This is a genomic window from Phenylobacterium sp. (genome assembly GCF_036563285.1).
GTDB lineage: Bacteria > Pseudomonadota > Alphaproteobacteria > Caulobacterales > Caulobacteraceae > Phenylobacterium.
The window spans coordinates 1,156,839-1,183,306 of record NZ_DATCMR010000011.1; the positions used below are offsets into that span (position 1 = coordinate 1,156,839).

General features: G+C 71.0%; 30 protein-coding genes. 18 read left to right on the plus strand and 12 right to left on the minus strand.

All coding sequences use genetic code 11. The features are described from left to right. Window positions 1–5: 5 nt before the first annotated feature. Entirely contained in the window at window positions 6–635 is a 630-nt protein-coding gene (folE, locus tag VIL76_RS16505) for a GTP cyclohydrolase I FolE (RefSeq protein ID WP_332046126.1), read from the minus strand. Window positions 636–832: 197 nt separating this feature from the next. Between folE and cysS the strand changes: the two genes are divergently transcribed. The 6 genes from cysS to VIL76_RS16535 are packed head-to-tail and all read left to right on the plus strand — an operon-like array spanning window position 833 to window position 6,504. Beyond that, complete coding sequence (gene cysS / locus VIL76_RS16510) at window positions 833–2,254, plus strand: cysteine--tRNA ligase (protein ID WP_332046127.1); 1,422 nt, start codon at window positions 833–835, stop codon at window positions 2,252–2,254. A 6-nt stretch (window positions 2,255–2,260) separates the two neighbouring features. Next, window positions 2,261–2,830 carry an SRPBCC domain-containing protein gene (locus VIL76_RS16515; RefSeq protein ID WP_332046128.1) on the plus strand — a complete coding sequence of 190 codons (570 nt, stop codon included), beginning with the start codon at window positions 2,261–2,263 and terminating at the stop codon, window positions 2,828–2,830. A 15-nt stretch (window positions 2,831–2,845) separates the two neighbouring features. Then, window positions 2,846–3,295, plus strand: a complete 450-nt coding sequence (locus tag VIL76_RS16520) for an iron-sulfur cluster assembly scaffold protein (RefSeq protein WP_332046129.1) — start codon at window positions 2,846–2,848, stop codon at window positions 3,293–3,295. A 55-nt stretch (window positions 3,296–3,350) separates the two neighbouring features. After that, window positions 3,351–3,584, plus strand: a complete 234-nt coding sequence (gene yidD / locus VIL76_RS16525; RefSeq protein WP_332046130.1) for a membrane protein insertion efficiency factor YidD — start codon at window positions 3,351–3,353, stop codon at window positions 3,582–3,584. 5 nt (window positions 3,585–3,589) lie between these two features. Continuing rightward, the gene (gene thrS / locus VIL76_RS16530) at window positions 3,590–5,569 is read left to right on the plus strand and encodes a threonine--tRNA ligase (protein ID WP_332046131.1); all 1,980 of its coding nucleotides are present in this window, start codon (window positions 3,590–3,592) and stop codon (window positions 5,567–5,569) included. Beyond that, window positions 5,566–6,504, plus strand: a complete 939-nt coding sequence (locus VIL76_RS16535; RefSeq protein ID WP_332046132.1) for a glycosyltransferase family 2 protein — start codon at window positions 5,566–5,568, stop codon at window positions 6,502–6,504. The genes thrS and VIL76_RS16535 overlap by 4 nt, the downstream gene beginning before the upstream one ends. Here the strand turns inward: VIL76_RS16535 and VIL76_RS16540 are convergent. Beyond that, window positions 6,485–7,396, minus strand: coding sequence for a hydroxymethylglutaryl-CoA lyase (locus VIL76_RS16540; protein WP_332046133.1), 912 nt, complete (start codon window positions 7,394–7,396; stop codon window positions 6,485–6,487). The genes VIL76_RS16535 and VIL76_RS16540 overlap by 20 nt on opposite strands. Continuing rightward, a complete protein-coding gene (locus VIL76_RS16545; RefSeq protein ID WP_332046134.1) occupies window positions 7,393–9,069 on the minus strand; it encodes a glycosyltransferase family 39 protein in 1,677 nt (558 codons plus the stop codon). Before VIL76_RS16545 ends, VIL76_RS16540 begins: the two co-directional genes overlap by 4 nt. Before the next feature lie 55 nt (window positions 9,070–9,124). On the opposite strand from VIL76_RS16545, the gene VIL76_RS16550 reads away from it, so the two are divergent. Further along, window positions 9,125–9,877, plus strand: coding sequence for a glycosyltransferase family 2 protein (locus tag VIL76_RS16550; protein ID WP_332046135.1), 753 nt, complete (start codon window positions 9,125–9,127; stop codon window positions 9,875–9,877). Here the strand turns inward: VIL76_RS16550 and VIL76_RS16555 are convergent. Continuing rightward, a complete protein-coding gene (locus VIL76_RS16555; protein WP_332046136.1) occupies window positions 9,874–10,275 on the minus strand; it encodes an SRPBCC family protein in 402 nt (133 codons plus the stop codon). The two genes, VIL76_RS16550 and VIL76_RS16555, sit on opposite strands and share 4 nt — an antisense overlap. A gap of 216 nt (window positions 10,276–10,491) precedes the next feature. Here VIL76_RS16555 and VIL76_RS16560 point away from each other — a divergent pair, with 216 nt between their 5' ends. Continuing rightward, on the plus strand, window positions 10,492–10,806 hold the full coding sequence (locus VIL76_RS16560; protein WP_332046137.1) for a helix-turn-helix transcriptional regulator: 315 nt from the start codon (window positions 10,492–10,494) through the stop codon (window positions 10,804–10,806). Here VIL76_RS16560 and VIL76_RS16565 read toward each other — a convergent pair. Both VIL76_RS16565 and phaR read right to left on the minus strand, forming a co-directional pair. Continuing rightward, a complete protein-coding gene (locus VIL76_RS16565; RefSeq protein WP_332046138.1) occupies window positions 10,803–11,129 on the minus strand; it encodes a hypothetical protein in 327 nt (108 codons plus the stop codon). The genes VIL76_RS16560 and VIL76_RS16565 overlap by 4 nt on opposite strands. Window positions 11,130–11,191: 62 nt before the next feature. Beyond that, window positions 11,192–11,812, minus strand: a complete 621-nt coding sequence (gene phaR / locus VIL76_RS16570) for a polyhydroxyalkanoate synthesis repressor PhaR (protein WP_332046139.1) — start codon at window positions 11,810–11,812, stop codon at window positions 11,192–11,194. A gap of 160 nt (window positions 11,813–11,972) precedes the next feature. Here phaR and VIL76_RS16575 point away from each other — a divergent pair, with 160 nt between their 5' ends. Genes VIL76_RS16575 through VIL76_RS16585 form a run of 3 tightly spaced genes read left to right on the plus strand, consistent with a single transcriptional unit; the run spans window position 11,973 to window position 14,747 of the window. After that, entirely contained in the window at window positions 11,973–13,148 is a 1,176-nt protein-coding gene (locus tag VIL76_RS16575) for an acetyl-CoA C-acetyltransferase (RefSeq protein WP_332046140.1), read from the plus strand. Between the two features lie 52 nt (window positions 13,149–13,200). Further along, window positions 13,201–13,923, plus strand: a complete 723-nt coding sequence (locus tag VIL76_RS16580; RefSeq protein WP_332046141.1) for a beta-ketoacyl-ACP reductase — start codon at window positions 13,201–13,203, stop codon at window positions 13,921–13,923. A gap of 56 nt (window positions 13,924–13,979) precedes the next feature. Continuing rightward, window positions 13,980–14,747: a DUF4908 domain-containing protein gene (locus VIL76_RS16585; RefSeq protein ID WP_332046142.1), complete on the plus strand. Its 768-nt coding sequence runs from the start codon at window positions 13,980–13,982 to the stop codon at window positions 14,745–14,747. Here VIL76_RS16585 and VIL76_RS16590 read toward each other — a convergent pair. Both VIL76_RS16590 and gloB read right to left on the minus strand, forming a co-directional pair. Then, window positions 14,744–15,688, minus strand: coding sequence for a glycosyltransferase (locus VIL76_RS16590; RefSeq protein ID WP_332046143.1), 945 nt, complete (start codon window positions 15,686–15,688; stop codon window positions 14,744–14,746). The genes VIL76_RS16585 and VIL76_RS16590 overlap by 4 nt on opposite strands. Beyond that, window positions 15,689–16,450 (minus strand): hydroxyacylglutathione hydrolase, encoded by a 762-nt coding sequence (gloB, locus tag VIL76_RS16595; protein WP_332046144.1) that lies wholly within the window; start codon window positions 16,448–16,450, stop codon window positions 15,689–15,691. Window positions 16,451–16,519: 69 nt separating this feature from the next. Here gloB and VIL76_RS16600 point away from each other — a divergent pair, with 69 nt between their 5' ends. Both VIL76_RS16600 and VIL76_RS16605 read left to right on the plus strand, forming a co-directional pair. Continuing rightward, window positions 16,520–17,272, plus strand: coding sequence for a class I SAM-dependent methyltransferase (locus VIL76_RS16600; protein WP_332046145.1), 753 nt, complete (start codon window positions 16,520–16,522; stop codon window positions 17,270–17,272). A 44-nt stretch (window positions 17,273–17,316) separates the two neighbouring features. Next, window positions 17,317–17,661: a P-II family nitrogen regulator gene (locus VIL76_RS16605; RefSeq protein WP_332046146.1), complete on the plus strand. Its 345-nt coding sequence runs from the start codon at window positions 17,317–17,319 to the stop codon at window positions 17,659–17,661. 4 nt (window positions 17,662–17,665) lie between these two features. Here VIL76_RS16605 and metW read toward each other — a convergent pair whose 3' ends face one another. Continuing rightward, a complete protein-coding gene (gene metW, locus VIL76_RS16610) occupies window positions 17,666–18,409 on the minus strand; it encodes a methionine biosynthesis protein MetW (RefSeq protein WP_332046147.1) in 744 nt (247 codons plus the stop codon). Further along, window positions 18,406–19,557 carry a homoserine O-acetyltransferase MetX gene (metX, locus tag VIL76_RS16615; protein WP_332046148.1) on the minus strand — a complete coding sequence of 384 codons (1,152 nt, stop codon included), beginning with the start codon at window positions 19,555–19,557 and terminating at the stop codon, window positions 18,406–18,408. The genes metW and metX overlap by 4 nt, the downstream gene beginning before the upstream one ends. Before the next feature lie 93 nt (window positions 19,558–19,650). Here metX and VIL76_RS16620 point away from each other — a divergent pair, with 93 nt between their 5' ends. From VIL76_RS16620 to VIL76_RS16635, 4 genes are all read left to right on the plus strand, one after another. Next, window positions 19,651–20,148, plus strand: coding sequence for a SixA phosphatase family protein (locus tag VIL76_RS16620; RefSeq protein ID WP_332046149.1), 498 nt, complete (start codon window positions 19,651–19,653; stop codon window positions 20,146–20,148). Continuing rightward, window positions 20,145–20,486: a DUF952 domain-containing protein gene (locus VIL76_RS16625; protein WP_332046150.1), complete on the plus strand. Its 342-nt coding sequence runs from the start codon at window positions 20,145–20,147 to the stop codon at window positions 20,484–20,486. Before VIL76_RS16620 ends, VIL76_RS16625 begins: the two co-directional genes overlap by 4 nt. Continuing rightward, complete coding sequence (locus VIL76_RS16630; RefSeq protein ID WP_332046151.1) at window positions 20,483–21,526, plus strand: quinone-dependent dihydroorotate dehydrogenase; 1,044 nt, start codon at window positions 20,483–20,485, stop codon at window positions 21,524–21,526. Before VIL76_RS16625 ends, VIL76_RS16630 begins: the two co-directional genes overlap by 4 nt. Window positions 21,527–21,600: 74 nt before the next feature. Further along, window positions 21,601–23,088: a HAMP domain-containing sensor histidine kinase gene (locus VIL76_RS16635; protein ID WP_332046152.1), complete on the plus strand. Its 1,488-nt coding sequence runs from the start codon at window positions 21,601–21,603 to the stop codon at window positions 23,086–23,088. On the opposite strand, the gene VIL76_RS16640 is transcribed toward VIL76_RS16635, so the two are convergent. Together VIL76_RS16640 and VIL76_RS16645 are read right to left on the minus strand one after the other, a co-directional pair. Continuing rightward, complete coding sequence (locus VIL76_RS16640; RefSeq protein ID WP_332046153.1) at window positions 23,085–23,603, minus strand: RDD family protein; 519 nt, start codon at window positions 23,601–23,603, stop codon at window positions 23,085–23,087. The two genes, VIL76_RS16635 and VIL76_RS16640, sit on opposite strands and share 4 nt — an antisense overlap. A 45-nt stretch (window positions 23,604–23,648) precedes the next feature. After that, complete coding sequence (locus VIL76_RS16645) at window positions 23,649–25,373, minus strand: gamma-glutamyltransferase family protein (RefSeq protein ID WP_332046154.1); 1,725 nt, start codon at window positions 25,371–25,373, stop codon at window positions 23,649–23,651. Window positions 25,374–25,436: 63 nt separating this feature from the next. Here VIL76_RS16645 and VIL76_RS16650 point away from each other — a divergent pair, with 63 nt between their 5' ends. Beyond that, complete coding sequence (locus tag VIL76_RS16650) at window positions 25,437–26,465, plus strand: P1 family peptidase (RefSeq protein WP_332046155.1); 1,029 nt, start codon at window positions 25,437–25,439, stop codon at window positions 26,463–26,465. The last annotated feature ends 3 nt before the right edge of the window (window positions 26,466–26,468 follow it).

Below are 26,468 nucleotides of genomic sequence, written 5' to 3' on the forward strand. Positions count from 1 at the left end.
GGGGCCTACCTCTTGTTGGCGAAGTCCAGGAACCGCTGCCGCAGCGTCGGGTCCGTCTTGAAGACGCCCGTGAACTGGGTCGTCACCGTCGAGACGTGGCGATGGTGCACGCCGCGGGTGGTCATGCACTGGTGCACCGCGTCGATCAGCACGGCCACGCCCGCCGGGCGCAGGCTGTCGGTGATGGCGTCGGCGATCTGCTGGGTCATGGTCTCCTGGGTCTGGAGACGGCGGGCGAAGATCTCCACCACCTTGGCCAGCTTGGAGATGCCCACCACACGGTTGGTCGGCATGTAGGCCACGTAGGCCTTGCCGAGGAACGGCGCCATGTGGTGCTCGCAGTGGCTCTCCACCTCGATGTCGCGCAGCATGACGATGTCGTCGTAGCCCTGCACGTCCTCAAAGGTGCGGCTGAGCTCCTTGGCCGGATCGAGGTTGTAGCCCTCGAACCACTCTGCGTAGGCGTCGACCACCCGCTTGGGCGTGTCGATCACGCCCTCCCGGCGCGGGTCGTCGCCGGCCCAGGCGATGAGCGTGCGGACGGCCTCCATGGCCTCCTCGCGCGTCGGGCGCTTCACGGCTTCAAGATCAAGGTCGACGCCGACCAGGGTTCGGTCGCGGGAAATGGCGTCCATGTACGAGCAAGGTCCTTCCAGGGCTGAGTTGCGCCGGGACGAAGGTCCCGGAAACGACGCGTGCCACCCTTTCCGTTCGATGCCGGAGCGCCTGCGGGGTTCCCGTGGCCTCCGGTCGAGGCCATCTGTATATGGGCGGACCTTCCTCCCCGACAACCGTTACGCTGCGTTAGCTTGACCATGACCCCGGCCCTCCGATGACCTTGGCGCTTTACGACACCATGGCCCGCGCCAAGCGGCCCTTCGAGCCCCGCGATCCCGGCCGGGTGACGATGTATGTCTGTGGGCCGACGGTCTACAACTACGCCCATATCGGCAACTTCCGCCCCGTGGTGGTCTTCGACCTGCTCTATCGGGTGCTGCGCCGCCTCTACGGCGAGGACGCGGTGGTCTATGCGGCCAACGTCACGGACGTGGACGACAAGATCAACAAGAAGGCCGCCGACGAGGGCGTGCCGATCCGCGAGATCACCGACCGCTACCTCTCCGCCTACAACGCGGACGCCGCAGCGCTCGGCGCCCTGCCGCCGAACCACCAGCCGCGGGTGACCGAGACGATGGACGCCATCGTGGGCATGATCGCCCGCCTGGTCGACAACAACGCCGCCTATGCGGCCGAGGGCCATGTGCTGTTCGCCACCGAGGCCTTCGCCGACTACGGCCGGCTATCGGGCAAGCCGCTCGACGACCTCATCGCCGGCGCCCGGGTGGACGTGGCGCCCTACAAGAAGGACCCGCGCGACTTCGTCCTGTGGAAGCCCTCCAAGCCCGGCGAGCCGGAGTGGGAGAGCCCCTGGGGGCCCGGCCGGCCCGGCTGGCACATCGAGTGCTCGGCGATGATCGAGCAGGTCCTGGGCCTGCCCATCGACATCCACGGCGGCGGCGTCGACCTGATCTTCCCGCACCACGAGAACGAGCTCGCCCAGGGCGTATGCGCCGGCCACAGCCGTGAGTACGCCCGCTTCTGGCTGCACAACGGCTTCCTGAATATGGCCCAGGAGAAGATGTCGAAGAGCCTCGGCAACGTCGCCCTGGCTCACGACCTCCTGGAGACCTGGCCCGGGGAGGCCCTGCGCTGGGCCCTGCTCGCCGGCCACTACCGCCAGCAGCTGGAATGGGCCGACCCGCTGATCGAGCAGGCCAAGAGCGCGCTGGACCGCCTCTACCGGGTGCTGGACGACGTCGACCGGTTCCTCTCCGGCGAGCCGGAGGCCGAGGGCCGCCCCAGCCGTGCGGCGCGCCAGGCGCACGAGGCCGTGCTCGCGGCTCTGCAGGATGACCTGAACACGCCCGAAGCCTTCGCCGCGCTCTTCCAGCTCGCCGACCAGGTGCGCGCGGCGATCACCGCGCGGGATGTCGCCGCCGCCGAGGGGGGGCGTGACCTGCTGCTCGACGCCGGCGCCTTGATGGGCTTCCTGGGCGCGGACCCCCAGTCCTGGTTCCAGGGCGGGGCGGACGACGGCCTCAAGGCCAGGGTCGAGGCGCTGCTGGAGGCACGCCAGGCAGCGCGGGCCGCCAAAAATTGGCCAGAAGCCGATCGTATCCGTAGCGAGCTCACCGCGCTCAACGTCGAAGTCATGGATGGTCCGGCCGGCGCGACCTGGCGGATCAGGGAATAGGTCCGAATGCCGTTCACGCCTCCGCCCCCTCTGAAAGCCGGCCTGTTCGGCCGCACCATGGGCGCGCCGGCCAAGCCGAAGGCTGCGCCGGCCGCGGGCGCGATCGCCCCGCCGCCGCGCCCCAAGGGGATCCCCATCGAGCACCGGATCGGCGTACAGGCGCCGGCCGAGGTGATCTGGCAGCTGATCTACGACCTGGAAGGCTGGAGCCGCTGGAACCCGACCTATCCCCGGGCGGCCGGTGAGATCCGCCTGGGCGCAACCCTGGACATGACCCTGACGCTCCCCGGCCGTGACCCGCAGGAGATCCAGCCGGTGGTCCTGGAGTGGGTCCCCAACGAGCAGCTTCACTGGAAGCTCAGCCTGATGAACGGCCTAGTGAAGACCATCCGCTACATCGAGATCGAGCAGTTGGCGGAAGCCTCCTGCATCGTCTCGAACGGTGAGATCTTCGCGGGCGTGCTCGGCAAGACCGTTGTGAAGCAGGCGGGGGGCGCCATCCGCCGCGGCTTCATGGCCATGAACGAGGCGCTGAAGGAGCAGGCCGAAGCCGCGTGGCGCGCGCGCCAGGCCTGACCTACATCTAGGGCGATGATCGACGACCTCTACTCGGCGAAGCTCCTAAGGCTCGCGGCGAACCTGCCGCGGGTCGGGCGGCTAGATGCGCCGGACGCCAGCGTCGAGAAGGTGGCCAAGCTCTGCGGCTCGCGCGTGCTCGTCGACGTGAAGGTGGAGGGCGACCAGGTGGCGGACTTCGCCCAGGACGTGAAGGCCTGCGCGCTGGGCCAGGCCGCCGCCTCGGTCCTCGGCGCCCATGTCGTGGGCGCCAGCGTTGGGGAACTCGAACTGGCCCGCGACCAGTTCCGTGCTATGTTGAAGGCGGGTGGTTCGCCGCCCGAAGGACGTTTTTCGGACCTCTCGATGCTTGCGCCTGTGAAGGATTACCCGGCCCGCCACGCCTCGACGCTGCTCGCGTTCGAGGCCGCGTGCGAGGCTGTCCGCACGGCCATGGGACGAACTAGCGCCGCCGGCGCGGCTTGATCCCCCGGTGGCCCCGGCGTAACGCAGGGGCCCCAAACTCTCACCCGTAGCCGGCATGTCTTTCTACGAGAGCTGCGTCAGGGGCGCCTTGCGCGCCTACAAGCTGACGTTTTCGCCGTTGATCGGACGCCAATGCCGGTTCCTTCCGACCTGCTCGGAATACACGGCTGAGGCCCTGATCAGCCATGGACCCTGGCGCGGCGCCGTGCTCGGCGTGCGCCGGGCGTGCCGATGCCATCCCTGGGGCCCGGCGGGCTACGACCCGCCGCCGCCCGCACCCGGAACGTAGAAGTCATGATTGAACTGGTTTTCCCCGACGGCTCCCGACGAAGCTTCGACGAAGGCGTCACGGGCCGCGAAATCGCCGCCGGCATCTCCAAGTCCCTGGAAAAGAAGGCCGCCCTGGTGAAGCTCGACGGCGAGCTCCTGGACCTCGACCGCCGGCTGGAGAAGGGCGGGACGTTCGAGATCGTCACGCGTGAGAATCCCGAGGCGCTGGAAACGATCCGCCACGACGTCAGCCACATCCTCGCCGAGGCCGTGCAGGAACTGTTCCCCGGCACGCAGGTGACCATCGGTCCCGCAATCGAGGACGGGTTCTACTACGACTTCGCCCGCGCCGAGCCGTTCAGCTCCGACGACCTCGCCAAGATCGAGCAGCGGATGAAGGAGATCGTCGACCGGGACGAGCCGATCCGCCGCGAGGAGTGGGACCGCGACGAGGCGATCCGGCACTTCCGCGAGATCGGCGAGGAGTACAAGGCCCAGATCATCGAGAGCATCCCGGCGGGCGAGAAGATCACCATCTATCGCCAGGGGCAGTGGAAGGACCTCTGCCGAGGGCCGCACCTGCCGTCGACGAAACTGGCCGGCAAGGCCTTCAAGCTGACCAAGCTCGCCGGCGCCTACTGGCGCGGCGACCACCGCAATCCGATGCTGCAGCGGATCTACGGCACGGCCTGGGCCACCGAGGCCGAGCTCGAGGCCTACATCCACCGCCTGGAAGAAGCCGAGAAGCGCGACCACCGCAAGGTCGGCCGCCAGATGAACCTCTTCCACATGCAGGAAGAGGGTAAGGGCATGGTGTTCTGGCACGAGAAGGGCCTGACGCTGTGGCGCACGGTGGAGGCCTACGTCCGTCGGCGCCTCGACGCCGCGGGGTACCAGGAGGTGCGCACGCCGCAGGTGCTCGACCGCGTCTTCTGGGAAAAATCCGGACACTGGGAGAAGTACCGGCCGAACATGTTCGTCTGCGAAACGGAGGAGGGCGAGGAGCTTTCCCTGAAGCCGATGAACTGCCCGGGCCACGTGCAGATCTTCAAGTTCGGCCAGAAGTCGTACCGCGACCTGCCGCTGCGCATGGCCGAGTTCGGCGCCTGCCACCGCTACGAACCTTCCGGCGCCCTGCACGGCTTGATGCGGGTGCGAGCCTTCACCCAGGACGACGCCCACATCTTCTGCCGTGAGGACCAAATCGAGGAGGAGACGGCCCGGTTCATCGAGCTGGCCAACTCGATCCACGCCGACTTCGGCCTGCAGCGGGACCACATCGCACTGGCGACCCGCCCCGAGGTTCGCGCTGGTTCCGACGAGTTCTGGGACAAGGCCGAGGCCCAGATGTTGGCGGCTGCCCGCAAGGCCGGGGTCGAGCCGGTGATCGCCGAAGGCGACGGCGCCTTCTATGCGCCGAAGCTGGACTGGGTGCTTAAGGACTCCATCGGCCGGACCTGGACGTGCGGCACGATCCAGCTGGACTACGTGCTGCCGGAGCGCCTGGGCGCGGAGTACGTAGCGGAGGACGGTTCGAAGCAGCGCCCTGTGATGCTGCACAGGGCCATCTTGGGCTCGCTTGAACGGTTCATCGGCGTGCTGATCGAGAACTACGCCGGCGCCTTCCCCCTCTGGCTGGCTCCGGTCCAGGTGGTCGTCGCCACAATTACGTCCGACGCCGACGGCTATGCCGAGCGCGTGGTCAGGCAACTGAAGGCGAAGGGCCTGCGGGTGGAGACGGACCTGCGCAACGAGAAGATCAACTACAAGGTCCGCGAGCACAGCCTCGCGAAGGTCCCGGTGATCGCCGTCGTCGGCCGCCGCGAGGCTGAGGAGAGCAAGGTGGCGCTTCGGCGCCTTGGTTCCGACCGGCAGGAGATCCTGACGTTGGAGGAGGCCGCAAACCTGCTTGCCACGCAGGCGTTGCCGCCCGATCTTGCGTCAAAGGTGATCACCCCGGAGTTCTCGCCACGCCAAGAGCTCGGGGCCATGGAGGCGGGATGAACGGGGTCGCCGCACCGATCGTCGCTCACGAGCCGGCGTCCGCGCCGGACCTCCGCGAGCGGCGTCGGCGCGTCTCGGTGGTGATGGTGGTCTACATGACCGGTGAGGCGCTCGAGGAGAGCGTCGCCTGCGTCCTGCGCGATCCCCAGGTCGACGAGCTGGTCATCGTCGACAACGGCTCCACGGGAGCGGAGGCGGCGTGCGTCGCCGCCTTCGCCAAAGCCGACAAGCGGGTGAAGGTCGTGGCCGGGCAGGGCAATGTGGGCTTCGCCCGCGGCGCCAACCTGGGGGCGCGAGCCGCGTCCGGCGAGGCCCTGGTGTTCCTCAACCCGGACGCGTTCCTGCAGCCCGGCTGCGTCATCGGCCTGCTGCGCGCCATCGAGGGCCGCCCCGTCCCTAGCCTGGTCGGCGGGCGCGTCCTGAATGCGGACCGCACCGAGCAGCGCGGCGCGCGCCGGGGCGACATCACGCCGGTCAGCGCGCTCGTCTCGATGAGCGGGCTGGCCCAGAAATCATCGGCGCTGCGGCGCTACGAGGTGCACTGGGAAGATCAGGCGCTGCCAGATCAGGTCGCCCCCGTGCCGACCATCTCAGGCGCCTGCTTCTGCATGCGGCGCGAGGACTTCGACGCCGTCGGCGGCTTCGACGAAAAGTACTTCCTGCACGTCGAGGACATCGACCTCTGCTGGCGCGTGCGCCGGCTGGGCGGACAGGTGCTGTTCCATCCCAAGGCCGAAGTGGTCCACCTTGGCCACACGAGCCAGACCAATCCCCTCCGGGTCGAGCTGTACAAGGGCGTGGGCCTTGCGCGGTACTTCCACAAGCGCGCGGAGGGCCTGTCCGAACGCCTCGTGGCCCTGCTGCTCGCCCCGCTGGTGGTGGGCGCGGCCGTCGTCCGCCCGGTGATGTGGCGGTTCAAGCGGCGTCCGTCCTGAGCGGAAAGCCGCCGGCGCGGGTGACGGAAGCGGTTGGCGTCTTGCCGAGCAGGTCAGAGACCCAGGCGCCGATCCCGATCAGCTTGCCCAACTCGTAGCCGGTCTCGTATCCGGCGCGCTCCAGCATGTAGACCAGGTCCTCGGTGCCGATGTTGCCCGTGGCGTTCGGCGCGAACGGGCAGCCGCCGAGGCCTCCGACGCTGGCGTCCAGCACGTCGACACCCGCCTCGACGCTCGCGAAGGCGTTGGCCAGGCCGGTGTTGCGGGTGTCGTGGAAGTGCATGCGCAGGCGCGCGTTCGGCGCCGCCTGGCGCGCGGCCTCGACGCGGCGCCGCACGGTCCAGGGGTCGGCCACGCCGATGGTGTCGGCGAGCGCGATCTCCGGCACGCGCAGGTCGGCCGCCGCCGAGACGATGTCGATCACTTGCGCTTCCGAGACCTCGCCGTCGAATGGGCAGCCGAAGGCCACGGAGATGGTCATCGAGACCGGCGGATCCTCCTTCTTCCGCACCGCCATGATCGATCGCAGGGTCTCGACCTGCTCCTCCACGGAGGCGCCCTGGTTACGGATACCGAAGCCGTCGGTGGCGCAGACCACCACGTTCGCCTCGTCGCAGCCGGTGGCCACGCAGCGCTCCCAGCCCTTCATGTTCAGCACCAGCCCGATCCGCGAGCGGCCGGCCTCGCGGGGCAGGGCGGCCATGATCTCCTCGGCGCCGGCCATCTGCGGCACCCGGCGCGGATTGACGAAGGACACCGCCTCGATGCGCCGGGCGCCGGCGTCCTCCAGCCTGCGGATCAGCTCCAGCTTCTGGTCGATCTCCAGCAGGGTCTTCTCGTTCTGCAGGCCGTCGCGCGGCCCGACCTCGACAATCTCGATCCGGCGGCTCATGGCGGGGTCCTCTTGGCTGCGGCGGCCTCGTAGACCGTCAGCGTCGTCTCGTCGCCGTTGGAATAGTCCAGGCCCCGGACGACGGCCACGGGACGGGCGGCGGCGCCCACGGCTTGCAACTCGCGCCGGAAGCTCGCCTCCTCGCGAGACTCGACGACCGCCGGCCGGTTCTCGGCGATCGCCTGGGCGGCTTCCTTGGCGTCCTTCAGCTCGGTGGGGGTGCCGAGCGCGAAGACCAGGCTTGGCTCGGCGAAGCCGGCGACGGCGACGGGGGCGTCGGCCACGCCCTGACGTGGCAGCAGCCGCGCCTTTGCCATGGCCGCCTCGGTGCGCGCCGACAGCCACAAGGGATCGAGCCGCGGCGCGAGCCCGGCGGCCAGCGCGCCGTGGCCGACGATACCCAACGCGAGGGCCGCCACAAGGGCGCCCCGCGGCGCGCGGCGGACCAGCATGTAGGCGCCGGCCAGCCCTGCTGCGGCCAGCAGCCCGCCGGCCATGGCGGCTGCCGTGACGTCGGATGGGTCGCCGTACTGGGACAGCAGGACGAAAGCGCCGATCGCCAGCGCCACGCCCACCAGGCCGCCGAGCGCCGCGCCCGCCCAGCGCACCCGCGGGCCAAGCGGCTCGAGCATCGCAGCCGCGGCGAGCCAGGCCACCGCGCCGTAGGCGGGCAGGGGATAGTGGACGAGCTTGGTCGGCATGGCCTCGAACAGGATCCAGGCCGGCAGCAGCCAGGCGATGGCGAAGCGCACTCCCGGCTCGCGCCGGCGCCGCCAGGCAGTGACGAGGGCCGCCGGGATCAGCAGGGTCATGGGGAAGAGGAGCAGCGGCGCGAGCACGGTGTGGTAGCCCGGCGGCGCGCCATGGGTCTCCTGGCCGCCCACCAGCTTGGGCGCCAAGTCGCCCGCGAAGGCGGTGGACCAGAAGCCGCCGTCGGTCGCAACCGTCACGGCGAAGGCCCAGGGACCGGCCACGGCGGCCACGATGATGAGGCCCCAGTACCAGTTGAGCCGCGCGAGCCACCCCGGCCGGCGGTCGAGCGCCAGCAGGGCCAGGATGGTCAGGGCCACAATCAAGGGTCCCACAGGCCCCTTCACCAGCACCGCGCCGGCGACCCCGAACCAGAACAGCAGCCAGCCGCGCTTGCCCACCGGCGGCCCGTCACGCGCGGCGGCGTAGAGCCGGGCCAGCGCCGCCAGCGCCAGGGTCGTGGCGCCGCAGAGCACCGCGTCGGTCTTGGCGATGAAGGCCTCGGTGGAGAGCAGGAAGGTGGCGCCGAGCATGGCTCCGGCGAGCAGCCCGCCCTGGGGTCCGAAGAAGGCCGCCGCGCCCCAGGCGCAGGCCGCCGCGGCCAGCATGGCGCCGAGCAGCGAGGGGATCCGGTACGCCCAGATCTCGCGCGCCTCGGGGCTGGACAACAGCGAGACGCTGGCGGCCTGAAGCCAATGGATGCCCACCGGCTTCTTGAACCGCGGCTGGTCCTGGAAGCGGATGACCACCAACTCGCGGGTTTCCAGCATCTGGGCCGTCGCCTGGGCGAAGCGCGACTCATCGCGGTCCAACGGTGGCACGGCGAACACGCCCGGCAGCCCGGCCAGGAAAGCCACGAACGCGGCGATCGCCGGTCCGCGCCATCCGCGGCTCCAGCGCGCCAGCTCACCCTCAAGCGTCATTTCGCCCTGATAGCATGACTCCTGCTTTGGCCGCCTTTTCGGCTATGGGAACCCGATGGCCAAAACACCCGCCGCCCGCAACACCGGCAAGCCGCCGCAGATCTCCGTCGTCGTGCCCGTCTTCGACGAGGAGGGCGCCGCGCCGGCCCTGGCGCGTGAGATCGCCGCCGCGTTCAAGGGCCGCGACTACGAGATCGTGTTCGTCGACGACGCCAGCCGCGACGGAACGCGCGCCGCCCTGAAGGCCCTCCAGGCCGAGATCCCGCAGCTTCGCGTGCTGGCCCACCGCAAGAATTCCGGACAGAGCCGCGCCATCCGCACGGGCATCCTGGGCGCCCGCGGCGAGGTGATCGTCACCCTCGACGGCGACGGCCAGAATGACCCCGCCGACGGCCCGGGGCTGGCCGACATGCTCCTGGCCGGCCCGCCGGAGCTGGCGCTGGTCGGCGGCGAGCGGGTCAAGCGCCAGGACAGCCAGGCCAAGCGCATCGCGTCCAAGGTTGGCAACGGGGTACGCAAGCGCCTGCTGAAGGACAGCTGCAACGACACCGGCTGCGGCCTGAAGGCTTTCCGGCGCGAGGCCTTCCTGCGACTCCCCTACTTCGACCACATCCACCGCTACCTGCCGGCGCTGATGCACCGCGAGGGCTACGAGACGGCGTTCCGCGCGGTGAACCACCGCCACCGCCAGACCGGCCAGTCGAAGTACACGAACCTCGGCCGGCTCTGGGCCTCGCTCAGCGACCTGCTGGGGGTGATGTGGCTGCAGTCCCGCGCCCGCGATCCAGTCGGCGTCGACGAGGTCTAGGCGGGGATGCGGCCCAGCGTCTGCTGCGCCACCTTCAGGCCTTCGTCCATCCGGCCGCCGATGTACGTCGCCATCTCGTCCGGCAGCACGTCGGCCGTCCAGATAAGCCGGCAGCGGCCCGCGCCCGCCTCCACCACCTGGAACGAGGCGGAGTGGTGCGTCAGGCGTTCGCTCTGGACGCAGTAGGCGAGGCGGCGGCGCGCGGCATCGGCGCCAAGGAAGAGCTCCTTCACCACCGAACCGTCGCCGAAGGTCACCATGCGCGCGCCGGGCACGAGCTGGACGTCGGTGACGAAGCCCGGCGCAAAACGCCGGTGCACGGCGCCGAAGTCGGCGACGGCGTCCCACACCGCCTCGGCGGGGGCGTCGATGTCGGTTTCCTTGATGATGCTCGCCATGGGTCCTGCTCCTCTGATCGAGGACAGGCTGCCAGAGGTCCGCGCGGTCGGCTGGCGGCTATCGGACGGGGTCACCCCCCAATAAAAGCCGTGAAGATCAGCGCCACGACGGTCACGTCGACGAAGCGGGAGAGGACGGCGAGCATGGCGGGCCCCGTGGTCGAAGGTTCTGAACACGGTTAAGCAAATCCTGCGCCAGACGTTCCGGGAGCCGCCATGGCCCTCTTCTTCGACGCCGAATGGTTCGACGCCCGCCTTGCCGAGCGGGGGCTGCCGCGCACCGTGCTGGCCGCCGCCGCGGGCATGAGCCCGGCCGAACTCGCCCTCGTCTTCAAGGACCAGCGGGAGCTTTCTGCCGCGGAAGTGGCTGTTTTCGCCGAGCTGCTGGGCGTCGAGGCGAAGGAGGTGGCCGACCGCGCCGGGATTTCGACGCCGGTCCCAGGGCGCGTGGATCCGGAGGCGCGCATCGCCGCGCTGGAGCGGCGCGTCGCGGCGCTGGAGGAGGACGTCGCCCGCTTGAAGCGGTCCTAGACGTCTGTGCGGGTGATGCGGCCCTTGCGGGCGCGGCGGTCCTTGGCGCCGGACCATTCGATCTTGGAATAGGTGGTCTTGGCCGCCTCCATCAGCGGCGCGCCGGCCTTCAGCCCCCGCCTCTCGCCGTCCTGGCCCATCAGCTGGGCGGCGAAGGCGGCGGCGCCGCTCGGGCGTTCGTCCCGCGGCGGCACGGTGCGGGCGCGGCCCACCGGGACCGGCAGGTTCACCACCTCGGCTTCGGCCGCCTCGTCCGCCGTCTCGCTCTTGCTGGCGCGGCGGAGAAGGTCGGCCCGCCGGATACGCTCAATTCGGGACATCATGCGTTAGGGATTTGCAAACCATATGCCAGCGCAGGCCGCTGCTCGCCCCAATCAACGCACGATCAGCGCTTCTGGGCCAGCTGCTCGATCTGCGCCTGCATCGCCTCCATCTGCTTCTTCAGCTGGATGAGCGTGTCGTCGCCGGCCGGGGGGGCCGCAGGGGCCGTCTCGGCCTTCGGCGGCGGGGCGGAGGGCTCGTCCGGCTTCACGTAGGCGAAGGGCGAGAACATCTTCATGGCCCGGTCGAAGAGCGCCATGTTCTGGCGGATCTGCTCCTCGTAAACGCCAATGCCGGGGGCGGCGCCGAGCGAGGAGAACTGGCTGCGCATCTGCTCCTGCTGCTTGGTGAAGCTGGCCAGCGAGAGTTCCAGGTAACTGGGCAGGAAGGCCTGCATGGAGTTGCCGTAGAAACTGATCAGCTGCCGCAGGAACTGGATCGGCAGCAGGCTTTGGCCCTGGCTCTCTTCCTCGAAGATGATCTGTGTCAGGACCGTCCGGGTGATGTCCTCGTTGGTCTTGGCGTCGTAGACCACGAAGTCCACGCCCTTCTTCACCATATCGGCGAGGTGTTCGAGGGTGACGTAGGAGGAGGAGGCGGTGTTGTAGAGCCGCCGATTGGCGTACTTCTTGATGACGACCTTCTCGCCCGTGGAGGCGCCGGCGCCTGCGTCCGTATCGGCCATCGTAACCCCCTACGCTGCGGGCAGGCCGCCCTACTTCTGCACCGCAGTATCGCGGATGCGAGCATCTTGGCAAATGGCCGGCTGTTCCGCCTTGCCGGACGCGGCGTCCGGGGCCCATAGAGGAGCCGGGCCGCCCATAGTCCCTTCGAGGAGCCGCCGCATGAGCGACATCGTCATCGTTTCCGCCGCCCGCACCCCCGTGGGCTCGTTCAACGGCGCGCTTTCGAGCCTGCCCGCCCACGAGCTGGGCCGCGTGGCCATCCAGGCGGCCGTCGAGCGGGCCGGAATCGCGGCCGCCGACGTTGACGAGGTGATCATGGGCCAGGTGCTGCAGGCCGGCGCCGGCCAGGGCCCTGCGCGTCAGGCCGCCGTCAACGCCGGCATCCCGGTGGAGAGCCCCGCCTGGAGCCTCAACCAGCTCTGCGGCTCGGGCCTGCGCGCCGTGGCGCTCGCCGCCCAGCAGATCAAGGACGGCTCCGCCGAGATCGTGGTGGCGGGGGGCCAGGAGAGCATGAGCCAGTCGCCGCACGCGGCGAACATCCGCAACGGCCAGAAGATGGGCGACTTCGGCTTCGTCGACACCATGATCAAGGACGGCCTGTGGGACGCCTTCCACGGCTACCACATGGGCCAGACCGCCGAGAACATCGCGGCCCGCTGGCAGATCACCCGCGGCGACCAGGACGCGTTCGCCGTCGCCTCCCAGAACAAGGCCGAGGCGGCCCAGAAGTCCGGCAAGTTCGCCGACGAGATCGTCCCCGTGACCATCAAGGGCCGCAAGGGCGACACCGTCGTCGACCAGGACGAGTACATCCGCCACGGGGCTACCCTCGAGAGCGTCTCCGGCCTGAAGCCGGCCTTCAACAAGGAAGGCTCGGTCACCGCGGCCAACGCCTCGGGCATCAACGACGGCGCCGCCGCCCTGGTGCTGATGAGCGCCGAGGAGGCCAACAAGCGCGGCCTGAAGCCCCTCGCCCGCATCGCCTCCTGGGCGCACGCCGGCGTGGAGCCCGAGATCATGGGCACCGGCCCGATCCCTGCCAGCCGAAAGGCGCTGGAGAAGGCCGGCTGGAGCGTCGGCGAGCTCGACCTCGTGGAATCCAACGAGGCCTTCGCGGCGCAGTCGATCTGCGTGGTTCGTGACCTCGGCCTCGATCCGGCGAAGGTCAACGTCAACGGCGGGGCGATCGCCATCGGCCATCCGATCGGCGCGTCCGGCGCCCGGATCCTGACCACCCTGCTGCACGAGATGAAGCGTTCCGGCGCGTCCAAGGGCCTGGCGACGCTCTGCGTCGGCGGTGGCATGGGCGTGGCCATGTGCGTCGAGCAGGTCTGAGCTTGAGTTGCGAGCGCCGGGCCAACCGGCGCCGTTCATAGGGAGGCTTTGGATGGCGAGGGTGGCTTTCGTCACGGGCGGCACGCGCGGCATCGGCCGGGCGATCGTCGAGCGGCTCTGCTCCGATGGGATGAAGGTGGCGGCCGGCTATTCCGGCAACGACGCCGCGGCCGAGGCCTGCGCCAGGGAGCTCGGCGTGATGGTCGTGAAGGGAAACGTCGGGGTCTTCGAGGACTGCCGCCGGGCCGCCGAAGCCGTCGCCGCCGAGCTCGGCCCCATCGACGTGCTGGTCAACAATGCCGGCATCACCCGCGACGGGGTCTTCCACCGCATGAGCCCGGAGCAGTGGTCGGACGTTATCCGCGTGAACATGGACAGCCTGTTCAACATGACCCGCCAGGTCATCGAGGGCATGCGCGAGCGCGAATGGGGCCGGATCATCAACATCTCGTCGATCAACGGCCAAAAGGGCCAGATCGGCCAGACCAACTACTCCGCCGCCAAGGCCGGCCTGATCGGCTTCACCAAGGCCCTGGCGCTCGAAAACGCCAAGAAGGGTATCACGGTCAACGCCATCGCCCCGGGCTACATCGACACCGAGATGGTGCAGGCGGTGCCGGAGAAGGTGCTGGAGAGCATCGTGGCGCAGATTCCGGTGGGCCGACTGGGCCGCGGCGACGAGATCGCCGACATGGTGGCCTTCCTGGCTGGCGAGCATGCCGGCTACGTGACCGGCTCGACGCTCTCGCTGAACGGCGGGCAATATATGGCGTGATGCGTCCCGGCGGCGTCCAAAAAGCGCCCCAGTCCACCCGCATCTCGTCGGGAGTCATGACAGGCCAAGCTTCGGCGTATTGCAGGGCGATCCTAGCCGCGGCGCTCTGCGCCGGCGCCGTGGGCGTCGCCTTGCCTGCCGACGCCGCCCCGGGGAGCCTGCGCGAAGGCCTGTTCCGCAAGCGCCCGTCGGAAGGCCGCCAGTTCACCGCCCCGCCGGTCGCCCGCTACGTCGCCGAGGACGGTCGCTCCTTCATCCTCGACCGCACCCAGCCGCGGCCGCTGCTGCGGTTCGAGGGCAGCTCCGAGATCTGGGCCCTGCATCCTCAGCCCGCCCCGCGCGGGGACGTGATCTACAAGAACGACGTCGGAGAGCCAGTGCTGCGGGCGACGCGCCTCGGCGGCGTCACGGTCTTCACGCCCGACCGACCCGAAGGCGCCGCGGCCGCGCCCACCGGCAACGGCGCTCCGATCCGGTTGCCGCCCATCGGGCCCCAGACCCTGGGCGAGCGCCTGCTGCAGGCCAGCGCGCGGGCCAGCCGCGCGGCGCGCCGGCTGATCCCCTTCGAGGCGGAGGCGACGCCCGCCTCCTCCGCCCTGCTGGCCGACGCGGCCATGGTCACCAGCGAGGCCATGACCCGGATGGGCCGCCAGCCGCGCATGCGGGGCTTCCTGAACCGGATCATGAAGGTCCGCCTGACGGAGGGGCGCCGGCCTGCCGCCGCCATGGAGAACGGGACGCTGATGATCACCGTGGCCCCGCAACAGGGGCTGGCCGGCCGCCCCTCCTCCGAGCGGATCGTCCGCGTCGCCCAGACCCCCTAGAGCGTCCGCGCCTCGGGCGCGAGCCGGCTCCAGACCTCCTCCAGCCGCGCCCGGAAGGCGGCGTACGACCAGCGCCTGGCGGTCTCCCGCCCCGCCTCGATCACGTGCGCCAGCCCCTGCCCGCCGGTCCGCACTAGGTCGGCCGCCCGCGCCAGGGCGTCGGCGGCGGCCTCGCAGTCCTCGTCCGGCGCCCAGAAGCCGTTGTCGTCGGTGGCGTACTCCCGCCCTCCGACCCCCACGAACCCGGCGCAGACGCAGCCCGCCGCCATGGCTTCCAGCGGCGTCATGCCCACCGACTCCAGCCGGCTGAGGCTCAGGAACAGCCGCGCGCCGCCGAACGCGTCGGCCACCTGCCGCTCCGTGGCGTCCTGCACCCGCGTCCAGCCCAGGCCCGCATGCTCGGGATGCAGCCGGCGGAACATGCCGCGGATCGCGTCGGCCTCCAGCGGCCGCTTGCGCGGGGCATAGGCGACGACGTCGCGCTTCTCGCAGCCCGGCCGGAAGACCCGCTCGTCGGCGAAGCAGGGGACCACCTCCACGCGCGCCTGCGGAAACGCCCGGCGGACGAAGGCCGCCAGCTGCTGGCCCACCGCGATGAACACCGGCAGCCGCTCTGGCGGAAAGCGCTCCAGCGCCTCGAAACCCACGGCGGCGAAGTAGTAGGGGTTCTGCGAAAACACGATCGTCCGCGACGGGGCTGTCGCGGCCACCTTCAGCGCCTCGTGCGCATCGTCGGGGAAGACCAGGATGTCGTCGGGCCGCACCGGCGCGCCCACCTCGATTGGGGCGCGATGCTCGAACCAGTCCGGCGGCCTGTTGCCGGCTCCCAGGTAGCAGACCGCGTCGAAGCCCAGCTCGCGCAGGGTCTCGACGTGCCGCAGGATCATCTTCACCCCACCCTGCACGCCCCCGGGGAAGGCGAAGTAGACGATGCGCGGCATCTAGCCCTTGAACATGTCCTTGGCGGCGCGGACCGCGGCGAAGGCCTCGTAGTCGGCCTTGCCCGATGCGCCCACCCGGCCGGCCAGCAGCGGCGCGCGCAGGAAGGGGTTGGTGGCCTTCTCCAGGCCGATGGTGGTGGGCACGGTGGGCTCGCCGCGCTCGCGGGCGGCGAAGATCTCGTCGGCGCGGCGCACCAGCGCCGGATCGTCGTCCACCGATAGCGCGAAGCGGGCATTGGAGGCGGTGTATTCGTGGGCGCAGTAGACCCGGGTGTCGTCCGGGAGCGCCGCCAGCCGCTGCAGGCTCGCCCACATCTGGTCCGGCTTGCCCTCGAACAGCCGCCCGCAGCCCAGCGCGAACAGGGTGTCGCCCACGAAGGCCACCCCGTCGTCGGCGTCGTAGTAGGCGATGTGCCCCAGGGTGTGGCCGCCGCTCTCCAGCACCTCGAAGCGGGTCTCGCCCAGCATCACGTGGTCGCCGCCGCGCACCTCGCGGTCGATCGGGCTGAGCCGGGTCACCTCGGCCGGGCCGACCACGGTGCAGCCGGTGGCCTTCTTGATCTCCTCGTTGCCGCCGGCGTGGTCCGGGTGCCAGTGGGTGTTGAGGATCAGCGCCAGCTTCCAGCCGAGCTTGTCCAGCTCCCGCAGGATGGCGCCGGCCTCGGGCGTGTCGATGCAAGCCGCCAGTCCGGTCGCCTCGTCCCGCGCCAGGAAGCCGTAGTTGTCCGAGAGGCAGGGGAACTGGTGGACGGTAAGCGGCATGGGTAGAGGTCTCCGGCCCGTCAGCCTTAGTTTGGCGGCAAGACCAAGTCGAGCATAGTCCCGACCACGATGCGCCGCGACGTCCTCGAGCTCCGACAGTTCTACGCCTCCGGCCTCGGCCGCGCGGCCCGCGAGATGGTGGGCCGCAAGGTCCTGGAGGCCTGGGGCGACGCCCATGCCCAGGACGTGCTGGCGCTGGGCTACGCCACCCCCTTCGTCACCCACCTGCAGGCCGCCGCCCGCCGGGTGGTGGCCGCCATGCCGGCCCAGCAGGGCGTGGAGGTCTGGCCCGGCGGCCAAAGGAACCTGGCGACGCTCGCCTGTGAGGACGCCCTGCCGTTCGCCAACGCCCTGTTCGACCGCATCCTGCTGGTCCACGCCATCGAGGAGGCGCCGGACGCTGTCGCCCTGCTGCGCGAGGTCTGGCGTGTGCTCGCCCCCTCGGGCCGCGTGATCGTGGTGGTGGCCGCCCGCAACGGCATGTGGACCGATGCCGAGAAGACCCCCTTCGGCCACGGCCGACCCTACAGCCGCCGCCAGCTCGCCGAGCTGCTGCGCGAGGCCGAGCTGGAGCCCTCCGGCTACACCCGCGCCCTCTATGTGCCGCCGCTCACCTGGCTCGCCGGCTGGGCCGAAGGCTTCGAGCAGGCCGGCTCCCGCGTCTGGCCGGGCTTCGCGGGGCTGCTGCTCATGGAGGCGGTGAAACAGACCTTCGCCGTGAAGCCCAAGGCCCAGCGGGTGCGCGCGGCCCGGCCCGTGCTGGCGCCGGCGTCCGGGGCCGCCATTCGGGCGCCCCTTGGAGCCAAGGCGCGAAAGCCTTAGCTTCGCCACCAGACGTCCGCTCAGCCCTTCGGAGACCCTGGCCCATGAAGATGATCGTCGCGGTCATCAAGCCCAGCCGCCTCGACGCGGTGCTCGACGCCGTGACGGAAGCCGGCGCCTCCGGCCTCACTGTCACCGAGGTGCGCGGCTATGGCCGCCAGCGGGGCAAGACCGAGGTCTACCGGGGCGCCGAATACGAGGTGAAGCTGCTCCCGAAGGTGAAGCTGGAGATCGCCGTGCCCTCCGACATCGCCGAGGCGGTGGTGGAGGCCGTGGCGCGCACCGCCAACACCGGCAAGATCGGCGACGGCAAGGTCTTCGTCCTCGACCTCGAGCAGGCCCTGCGCATCCGCACCGGCGACCGCGACGCCCAGGCCATCGCGGGCTAGCCGACTAGAAGAGCTCGCCCGAGGTTTCGGCCTTCGCCTTCCGCTTGCGCTTCGGCTTCGGGGCGTCGGCTTCCGCCTCCGGCTTCGGCAGCTCCACCTCCCCGAACAGGTTCTGCGGCACCGCCTCCGGCGCGCCGGCGGCCCTGCGGCTGAGCAGGAAGATCCCCGTCTCCGCCCGCCAGTTCTCCAGCACGCCGTCCGGGTTCATCGGCCGGGCGGGCTTGCCCGTGGTCAGGGCCGAGCAGGCGTCGATCCGCAGGTCCAGGTCACGGCACAGGTCGGTGAAGTCGCGCAGGGTGCACAGGTGGATGTTCGCCGTCCGCCACCAGGGGTCGGGCAGCGCGCGGGTCTCCGGCATCCGGCCACGGGCGAGCAGGAACATGCGCATCCGCCAGTGGCCGAAGTTGGGGACCGAGACGATCGCCTGCTCGGCGATGCGCAGCAGGTCCGAGAGCACGTGCCGCGGGTCCCGCATCTGCTGCAGGGTCTTCGACAGGATCGCATAATCGAACGAGCGGGCAGGGAAGTAGTCCAGGTCGCGGTCCCCGTCGCCCTGCACCACCGCCAGCCCCTTGGCCAGGCAGGCGGCGACGCCCGCCTGGCTGATCTCCAGCCCCTGGCCGTCGATGCGCTTCTCGCGGGTGAGCAGCTCCAGCAACTCGCCCTCGCCGCAGCCCACGTCGAGCACCCGCGCGCCGGGCCGCACCAGCCGAAGGATCTCGCGGAAGTCCTCGCGTGTGGCGCTCACGCCAGCCCCCGGGCCTGTGCGTTGGCGCCCAGGAAGCCCCGCAGGATGCGGTCGAGCTCGGGTTCGTCGAGGAAGAAGGCGTCGTGACCCTTGTCGCTCTCGATCTCCGCGAAGCTGGCCCGGCAGCCGGCCGCATTGAGCGCGCGGACGATGTCGCGGCTTTCCGGCGTCGGATAGAGCCAGTCGGAGGAGAAGGAGAGGATGCAGAAGCGCACCGCGCGCGCCCGGGCGAAGGCCTCGGTCAGCACGCCGCCGTGTTTCGCGCCGAGGTCGAAGTAGTCCAGCGCGCGGGTGATGTAGAGGTAGGAGTTGGCGTCGAACCGGTCGACGAAGCTCGCCCCCTGGTGTCGTAGGTAGCTCTCGACCTGGAAGTCGGCGTCGAAGCCCCAGGAGAGGCCGTCGCGCTGCAGCTCGCGGCCGAACTTCCGCTGCAGGGCTTGTTCGGACAGGTAGGTGATGTGCGCGGCCATGCGCGCGACCGCCAGGCCCTTCTCCGGCCGCACGCGGTGCTTTTCGTATTCCCCGCTGCGCCAGTCGGGATCGGCCATGATCGCCTGGCGCCCCACCTCGTGGAAGGCGATGTTCTGGGCCGAGTGGCGCGCCGCCGCGGCGATGCAGATCGCGCTGAACAGCTTCTCCGGATAGTCGGCCGCCCACTGCAGCACCTGCATGCCGCCCATCGACCCCCCGACCACGGCGAACAGGGTCTCGATCCCCAGCGCCTCCACCAGCATGGCCTGGGCGCGGACCATGTCGCCGATGGTGATCACCGGGAACGCCAGGCCGTAAGGCTCGCCGGTCTTCGGGTTCAGCGAGCCCGGCCCGGTGGAGCCCATGCACCCGCCGATGACGTTGGAACAGATGATGAAGTAGCGCTGAGGGTCGAGCGGCAGGCCCGGCCCGATCACCCGGTCCCACCAGCCCGGCTTACCGGTCACCGGATGGGGTGAGGCGGCGTGCTGGTCGCCGGTCAGGGCGTGGCAGACCAGGATGGCGTTGGACTTCTGCGCGTTCAGGACGCCGTAGGTTTTGTAGGCGACCTCCAGCCCGGGCAGGCTGCCGCCGGACTCCAGGCGCAGGGGCTTGTTCGCCGGGAATTTCATGGTCCCGCCGCCGGATGCGATCGCCTGGGCCGCGCCGTCGTCCATGCGGGCGTTGGACCCGCAAGGGCTTTGGGTGTCAATGGCTTCGCAGCCGGCGCGCGTCCCGCTATGACGACGCTCCGCCCACGTGGAGTCTGCATGCACCGTCTCATCCTCTTCCGGCACGGCAGGGCGTTGCCGGAGTCCGAGAGCGGCGACGATTTCGACCGCCGGCTGGCGCCGCGCGGCCAGCGGGAATCGGCGGCCATGGGGGAGAGCCTGGCGGACCTGGGGCTGAAGCCGGACCTGGCGCTGGTGTCACCGTCCGCGCGGACGCGGGAGACCTGGGCGGCGGCGGAGCCGGCCTTCCCCGGCGCGCAGGTGCGCTTCGACGACGACCTCTATCATGCCGATTCCGGCTCCATCCGGCAGGCGGCGGAGTCGGCGGGGCGCGGCCATGGGACGGTGATGGTGGTGGCGCACAATCCCGGCCTGCAGGAGCTGGCCGTGCGGCTGCTCATGGAAGGGGGCGCTCCGCCCTCCCTGGTGGCCCGCGCGCAGCGCGACTTCCCGCCGGCGGCCGCGGCCGTCTTCATCATCGACAACGCCGGCAAGCCCGCCTTCGACGGCCTGTTCTTCCCGGAGCGGCAGGATTGAGCCGCATCTACAAGATCCTGCCGCGGGGGGCATGGGAGGCGGCGCGCGCCTCCGGCCGCTTCGAGGGCTCGGCGATCGACCTGGCCGACGGCTTCATCCACTTCTCCACCGCCGACCAGGCGCAGGAGACCGCGCGGCGGCACTTTGCGGGTCATCTCGACCTGGTGGTGCTGGAGGTGGAGGCCGACGACCTCGGGCCTGAGCTCAAGTGGGAGCCCTCGCGGGGCGGCGACCTGTTCCCGCACCTCTATGGAGCCCTCGATGCGGCGCGCGTGCTGAACGTCACCGAGGCGCCGCTGGGCGACGACGGCGTGCCTCGGCTCGCGGCCCTGTCGTGAGCGTGCTGCACGGCCTCGCCACCCGCGCCCTGCGCGGCCTCGATCCCGAGGATGCCCACGGCATGGCCATCAAGGGTCTGAAGGCGGGCCTCGGGCCGCGCGGCGGCCGCGACCCTGCGATCCTGGCGACCGAGGTCGCCGGCCTGAAGCTCCCCAATCCGGTGGGCCTCGCCCCCGGCTTCGACAAGAACGCCGAGGTATTCGGGCCGATGCTCAAGGCGGGCTTCGGCTTCGTGGAGTGCGGCACCGTCACGCCGAAGTCCCAGGCGGGCAACCCGCGGCCGAGGCTGTTCCGCCTCACCGAGGACCGGGCGGTGATCAACCGCATGGGCTTCAATAATGACGGGCTAGATCCCTTCGCCGCCCGCTTGACCCGCCGCGGCCCCGGCGTCATCGGCGCGAACATCGGGGCCAACAAGGACGCCGAGGACCGCATCGGCGACTACGTGACGTGCCTGCGCCGGCTCTGGGGCATGGCGTCCTACTTCACCATCAACATCTCCTCCCCCAACACGCCGGGCCTGCGCGCCCTGCAGACCAGGGCTGCCCTCGAGGAGCTGCTGGGCCGCCTCGCGGAAGCGCGCGACAGCCTCCCGCCCGAGGGCCGCGTCCCCATGTTCCTCAAGGTCGCCCCCGATCTGGAGGAGGGGGAGGTGGAGACCATCACCGAGACGGTGGTGGCGCATGGGCTTGCCGGCATCATGGTGTCGAACACGACAGTGTCGCGGCCATGGCTGAGGTCCAGCTTCCATGGCCAGACGGGCGGGCTCTCCGGCGCCCCCCTGTTCGAGCTCTCCACCGCGGTGCTGCGTCGGTTTGCCGACGCGGCTGCCGGCCGGCTGGCGCTGGTAGGCGTCGGTGGGATCGGCTCGGGAGCCGAGGCGTATGCGAAAATCCGGGCCGGTGCGCAGGCCGTACAGCTCTATTCGGCGTTGGTCTTCGAAGGGCCGGGCCTCGTGACCAGGATCAAGCGCGACCTGGCGCAACGGTTGAAGGCGGACGGTTTCCGCGCCCTGCGAGACGCCGTAGGCGCAAAATAAATCAGTCCCTGCCTAGGCTTGACCTTGGCGTGCGGGCTGGGCGCCCTAGCTTGGGAGGAGAACCGGAAAGGACGATGGCGGACGCGCCCACGCCACAGGAGCCCCCGAGGCCGGAGCGGCCCCGCTTCTACTGGCCGGGCGGCCTTTCCGCGCGCCTGCTGATCCTGACGATCCTGTTCGTCGCCTTCGGCGGCGGGCTGGCCATCCCGCCGGCGCTCCTCGCCTTCGAGAAGCAGTGGCTGCTGGACCAGGTCCGCGCCGCCGAACTGGCCTCGCTCGCCCCAGAGGTCGCGCCCGACCGCGTGGTCTCCGAGCAGCTGAAGACCCAGCTCCTGGAAGGCGCGGGGGTGGAGATCGTGTCGATCTCGCGCGACGGCATCCGCAGCCTGGTCTTCTCAGGCCCGCGCACCGAACAGGCGCCTTACCTGATCGACCTGAGGAGCCGGGCCCCCGGCCTCGGCTTCTCCGCCCCGTTCCAGACCCTGTTCGGACCCGAGGGCCGGCGGATGCGGGTGATGGCCGAGCCGCGCTTCCGGCAGGCCGACTTTGTCGAGTTCGTCGCCCGTGACACGGAGCTGAAGAGCGCGCTCGCCGAGCAGTTGCGGCGACTGGTGCTGATCGTGGCCTTCGTCTCCACCATAGCGGGCCTGATGGTCTACCTGACGCTGGCCTACTTCCTGGTGCGTCCGATGCAGCGGATCACCTATGCCATGGAGCGCTTTCGCGCCGACCCGGAAGACCCGGAGGCGACGGTCGAGCCCTCGGGCCGTCGCGACGAGATCGGCCGCGCCGAGGCGGAGCTGGGACGCATGCAGGCCGACCTGCGCGCCGCGCTGAACTCCCGCGCCCGGCTGGCCGCGCTCGGCGAGGCCGTGGCCAAGATCAACCACGACCTGAAGAACATGCTCACGTCGGCCCAGATCGCCTCGGAGCGGCTCGCGGCCCTGAAGGACCCCAAGGTGAGTCAGGCCCTTCCTAGGCTAGAGCGGGCCCTCGACCGGGCCGTGAAGCTTGCCACCGAGGTGCTGACCTACGGCAAGACCGAGGAGACCGCGCCGGAGCCGCGCGAGGTCCCGCTGGCCGGCGCCATCGAGATGGCGGCCGAGGAGGCCCGGCTCGGCGGCCAGGGCGGGGTGAAGCTGACCTGCGAGGTGGCCAAGGCCGACCAGGTCCGGGCCGACCCCGACCAGCTGCACCGCATCCTGGTGAACCTGCTGCGCAACGCCCGCGAGGCCATCGAACACCAGGAGGTCCGCACCGACCCCGGCCGCATACGCGTGTGGCTGAAGCAGGAGGGCGGCATGAGCGTCATCCGGGTCGCCGACAACGGCCCGGGCATCCCCGAGCGCCTGCGCGAGCGGCTGTTCCAGCCCTTCGCCGGGTCGGGCCGGCCGGATGGCGTGGGCCTCGGCTTAGCCATCGCCCGCGAGCTCGCCCAGGCGCACGGTGGGGACCTGATGCTGGCGCAGAGCACCCCCAAGGGCGCGGTGTTCGAGCTGCGGCTGCCCGGCGCGCCGTCCAAGACCTCGGCCCGCAGGCGCCCGGCGAAGAGCTCGGCCTAGTCGAAGACCTCGACCTCCGCGCGCGACATGCTCGTGCGGGCCTCCCCCAGCAGCTTCACGGGCACCACGTAGGTGCGCGCCAGTACGTCGCCCAGCCGCTGGTGGTGCTTGGTGCAGAGCGCGATGACGCCGGCCGGCAAGGCGCCGATGAAGAAGGGATTGGCCTCGATCAGCCGGGTCAGGGTGCGCACGATGATGGCGCCGAAGTTTGGTTTCGCGCCTGAGGCGTCGACCACCACGGTTCCAGTGATGAGCTTGCCCAACGTGCGGCCCCAGAGCCCCTCCGTCACCGGGAAGTAGGCGATGACCGCCACGACGGCGGCGATCACCACCGGGTCAGGCGCGGGGTCGGGGAACACCAGGAACGGCACGATGAACAGAAGGGCCATCGCCAGGAAGTCGATCCAGCAGCCCGCCCAGCGCCTCAGGATGATGTTGCCGCCCATCCTGCGCGCGGCGCGCAGGCCGGCGCCGAGCTGGGGCGTTGGCTGCCCCGAGAAGGTGGTTTCGGTCATCAGTCCCGGTCCCTCGTCTCTCCCCCGGCGGTTAGAATCGTCGGGCTAGAACCCCCGCGCAACGCCCTCCCGCCGCGGATCGGCGCCGCCGCGATAGCCCCCGCGGACGCGTTCCACCCCGTGCAGGCCGGAGCCCTCCGCGCCCGCGCCCTGCGTGAGCTTGACCCCCTTGGCGGCTAGGCCCTCGACGACCCCGGGCGGGTACTTGTCGAGCTCGGAGCCGTAGAACTGGCCACTGGCCACCAGGTTTGGCAGGGCCACCGCCTGCTGCATGGGCAGCTTCCAGTCCAGCACGCCCACCAGGGCCTTCAGGTTGTAGCCGAGGATGGACGGGCCGCCGGGCGAGCCCACCGCCGCGACGAACCGGCCTTGCCGGTCCAGCACGATGGCCGGCGCCATGGACGAGCGCGGCCGCTTGCCGCCGGCCACCGCATTGGCCACCAGCCGCCCCTGCGGGTCGCGCGGCGAGAAGGAGAAGTCGGTGAGCTGATTGTTGAGGAAGAAGCCGGCCACCATCCGCCCCGAGCCGAAGACGCTCTCCACAGTCGTGGTGATGGAGAGCGCGTTGCCCTGGGCGTCGACGATGACGAAGTGGCTGGTGCCGCTCACCTCGCGGGTGGCGTCGGCGCCGCGGGCCGGCGCGCCGCGCGGCACGCCCGCCTGGGGCGGCGGACCGGCCACCGGCCCGATCAGCTTGGCGCGGGCGTCGAGGTAGGCCGGCTCCAGCAGGCCCTCGACGGGCACCTCCACGAAGGCCGGGTCGCCGATGTAGCGGTCGCGGTCGACGTACATCAGCCGGCTCGCCTGGCTGAACAGGTACCAGCCCTCGGCGTCGTTCGGATGCTTGTCGATGGCCGTGCGCTGCAGGATCCCGAGGCCCTGCAGCACCGCCGGCCCGCCGGACGGCGCGCTCGGCGTGCAGACGATGTAGACCCTGTACGGCCGGCAGAGCGCCGGGCCCTTGCGCGGTTTGTAGGCCTTGAGGTCCGCCAGCGTCATCGAACCGGGCAGGGGCTCCTCGTGCAGCCGGGCGACGATGGCTTCGGCGATGGACCCTTCGAGGATGGCCTTCGGGCCCTCGGCGGCGATCTTGCGCACCGTCGCCGCGTAGGCCGGATTGCGGAAGCTGTCGCCCGGCCTGATCTTCGTCCCGTCCGCCTTGGTGAAGTAGCGCACCGCGTCCGGGGCCTGGGCCTGCGGGGCGCGCGAGTTGGCGGCCTCGCCCATGCGCCGCGGCACGGTGAAGCCCTGGTCGGCCAGCCGCTCGGCGTCGGCGAAGAGGGTGTTCCACGGCCGCTTGCCGTGGTCGGCGTGGGCCATCGCCAGCATCGCCACCGCGCCCGGCACGCCGGTGGAGCGGCCGGACAGGATCGCCGCGCCGCGCCCGAGCGGGCGGCCGTCGGCCCCCAGGAACATCTCCGGTGTCGCGGCGGCTGGCGCCATCTCGCGCCCGTCGTAGGCGGTCACCGAGCGGGCCCTGGCGTCGTAGTAGGTCATGAAGGCGCCGCCGCCGAGACCGGAGCTCTGCGGCTCGACGAGGCCCAGCACCGCCTGCACGGCCACCGCCGCGTCCACCGCCGAGCCGCCCTCGCGCAGGACCTTCAGCCCGGCCTCCACCGCCATGGGATTGGCGGCGGCGACCATGGCGCGGGGTGCGACGTCCGCCGCCGCAGCGGCGGCCGGCGGCGGCGCGGGCGCATCCGCCTGGGAGGCGCAGGCGGTGAGCAGGGCCGCGAGGGCCGCGGCGGCGAGGGACTTCAGGCGGAGCAAGGCGTCACCTTGGAATCTGGGCGCGTGGACAACCAACGCCCAGGCGTGCGACCTCACTTCCTCATGCAAACCTCGCGGTCAAGGTCGGGCCCCGGCCCGCGCAACCTGATCACTGACGTTCCGGGCCTGAAGGTGGGCCAGGCGCAGGCCGCCGCGGCGCGGACCGGGGTGACCGTGATCCTGCCCGACGACCGCGCCGTCTGCGCCTGCGACGTGCGCGGCGGAGCGCCCGGCACGCGAGAGACCGATGCGCTCGCGCCCGAGAACCTGGTGGAGGCGGTGGACGCGGTCGCCCTCTCCGGCGGCTCGGTCTACGGCCTGGCGGCCGCCGACGGCGTGGTCGCCTGGCTGGGCGCGCGGGGCCGGGGCTACAAGCTGGCGACCTTGCCCGATGTGCCCCCGTCGCCGGTGGTTCCGGGCGCGATCCTGTTCGACATGGCCAACGGTGGCGACAAGGCCTGGGGCGAGACCCCGCCGCATCGCGAACTGGGCCGCGCGGCTGTCGACGCCGCCGGCGATGAATTCCAGCTCGGAACCGCCGGCGCGGGCTTTGGCGCCATGGCCGGCGCCCTGAAGGGCGGCGTCGGCTCGGCGTCCTTCGTCAGCAGCGACGGCTTCACCGTGGGCGCCATCGCGGCGGTGAACTCCTGGGGTTCGGTGGTGGCGCCGGACGGCCGCACCTTCTGGGCCGCGCCGTACGAAATCGGCGGCGAGTTCGGCGCTCTGGGCTCGGCCGGCCTGATCGCAGGCGCCGAGGACTGGGGCCTGTCGAAGGCCCCGGCCGGCGGGCGCAACACCACCATTGCCTGCGTGGCCACCGACGCGGCGCTCACCCCGGCCCAAGCCAGACGGCTGGCCGTGATGGCTCAGGATGGCCTCGCCCGCGCCATCCGGCCGGTCCACGCGCCCTTCGACGGGGACGTGGTGTTCGCGATCTCCACCGGCCGCCGGCCGCTCGGCGATATGGCAGACTACGCGGTGGCGCAGCTGGGCGGGCTCGCCGCCGACTGCCTGGCCCGCGCCGTCGCCCGCGGGGTCTTCGAAGCCACGCCCTGGCCGGGGACCGACGTGCGCTGCTGGCGGGACGGTTGAGGC

Coding starts and splice junctions, on each gene's coding strand:
- VIL76_RS16600 (WP_332046145.1), top strand. CDS start 16,520: ATGCGCCGCGACGTCCTCGAGCTCCGACAGTTCTACGCCTCCGGCCTC.
- folE (WP_332046126.1), bottom strand. CDS start 635: ATGGACGCCATTTCCCGCGACCGAACCCTGGTCGGCGTCGACCTTGAT.
- VIL76_RS16540 (WP_332046133.1), bottom strand. CDS start 7,396: ATGAGCCGCCGGATCGAGATTGTCGAGGTCGGGCCGCGCGACGGCCTG.
- cysS (WP_332046127.1), top strand. CDS start 833: ATGACCTTGGCGCTTTACGACACCATGGCCCGCGCCAAGCGGCCCTTC.
- VIL76_RS16590 (WP_332046143.1), bottom strand. CDS start 15,688: ATGCCGCGCATCGTCTACTTCGCCTTCCCCGGGGGCGTGCAGGGTGGG.
- VIL76_RS16635 (WP_332046152.1), top strand. CDS start 21,601: ATGGCGGACGCGCCCACGCCACAGGAGCCCCCGAGGCCGGAGCGGCCC.
- VIL76_RS16640 (WP_332046153.1), bottom strand. CDS start 23,603: ATGACCGAAACCACCTTCTCGGGGCAGCCAACGCCCCAGCTCGGCGCC.
- VIL76_RS16585 (WP_332046142.1), top strand. CDS start 13,980: ATGACAGGCCAAGCTTCGGCGTATTGCAGGGCGATCCTAGCCGCGGCG.
- VIL76_RS16550 (WP_332046135.1), top strand. CDS start 9,125: ATGGCCAAAACACCCGCCGCCCGCAACACCGGCAAGCCGCCGCAGATC.
- VIL76_RS16535 (WP_332046132.1), top strand. CDS start 5,566: ATGAACGGGGTCGCCGCACCGATCGTCGCTCACGAGCCGGCGTCCGCG.
- yidD (WP_332046130.1), top strand. CDS start 3,351: ATGTCTTTCTACGAGAGCTGCGTCAGGGGCGCCTTGCGCGCCTACAAG.
- VIL76_RS16575 (WP_332046140.1), top strand. CDS start 11,973: ATGAGCGACATCGTCATCGTTTCCGCCGCCCGCACCCCCGTGGGCTCG.
- VIL76_RS16520 (WP_332046129.1), top strand. CDS start 2,846: ATGATCGACGACCTCTACTCGGCGAAGCTCCTAAGGCTCGCGGCGAAC.
- VIL76_RS16580 (WP_332046141.1), top strand. CDS start 13,201: ATGGCGAGGGTGGCTTTCGTCACGGGCGGCACGCGCGGCATCGGCCGG.
- thrS (WP_332046131.1), top strand. CDS start 3,590: ATGATTGAACTGGTTTTCCCCGACGGCTCCCGACGAAGCTTCGACGAA.
- VIL76_RS16650 (WP_332046155.1), top strand. CDS start 25,437: ATGCAAACCTCGCGGTCAAGGTCGGGCCCCGGCCCGCGCAACCTGATC.
- VIL76_RS16555 (WP_332046136.1), bottom strand. CDS start 10,275: ATGGCGAGCATCATCAAGGAAACCGACATCGACGCCCCCGCCGAGGCG.
- VIL76_RS16605 (WP_332046146.1), top strand. CDS start 17,317: ATGAAGATGATCGTCGCGGTCATCAAGCCCAGCCGCCTCGACGCGGTG.
- phaR (WP_332046139.1), bottom strand. CDS start 11,812: ATGGCCGATACGGACGCAGGCGCCGGCGCCTCCACGGGCGAGAAGGTC.
- metX (WP_332046148.1), bottom strand. CDS start 19,557: ATGGACGACGGCGCGGCCCAGGCGATCGCATCCGGCGGCGGGACCATG.
- VIL76_RS16545 (WP_332046134.1), bottom strand. CDS start 9,069: ATGACGCTTGAGGGTGAGCTGGCGCGCTGGAGCCGCGGATGGCGCGGA.
- VIL76_RS16620 (WP_332046149.1), top strand. CDS start 19,651: ATGCACCGTCTCATCCTCTTCCGGCACGGCAGGGCGTTGCCGGAGTCC.
- VIL76_RS16565 (WP_332046138.1), bottom strand. CDS start 11,129: ATGATGTCCCGAATTGAGCGTATCCGGCGGGCCGACCTTCTCCGCCGC.
- VIL76_RS16515 (WP_332046128.1), top strand. CDS start 2,261: ATGCCGTTCACGCCTCCGCCCCCTCTGAAAGCCGGCCTGTTCGGCCGC.
- VIL76_RS16560 (WP_332046137.1), top strand. CDS start 10,492: ATGGCCCTCTTCTTCGACGCCGAATGGTTCGACGCCCGCCTTGCCGAG.
- gloB (WP_332046144.1), bottom strand. CDS start 16,450: ATGCCGCTTACCGTCCACCAGTTCCCCTGCCTCTCGGACAACTACGGC.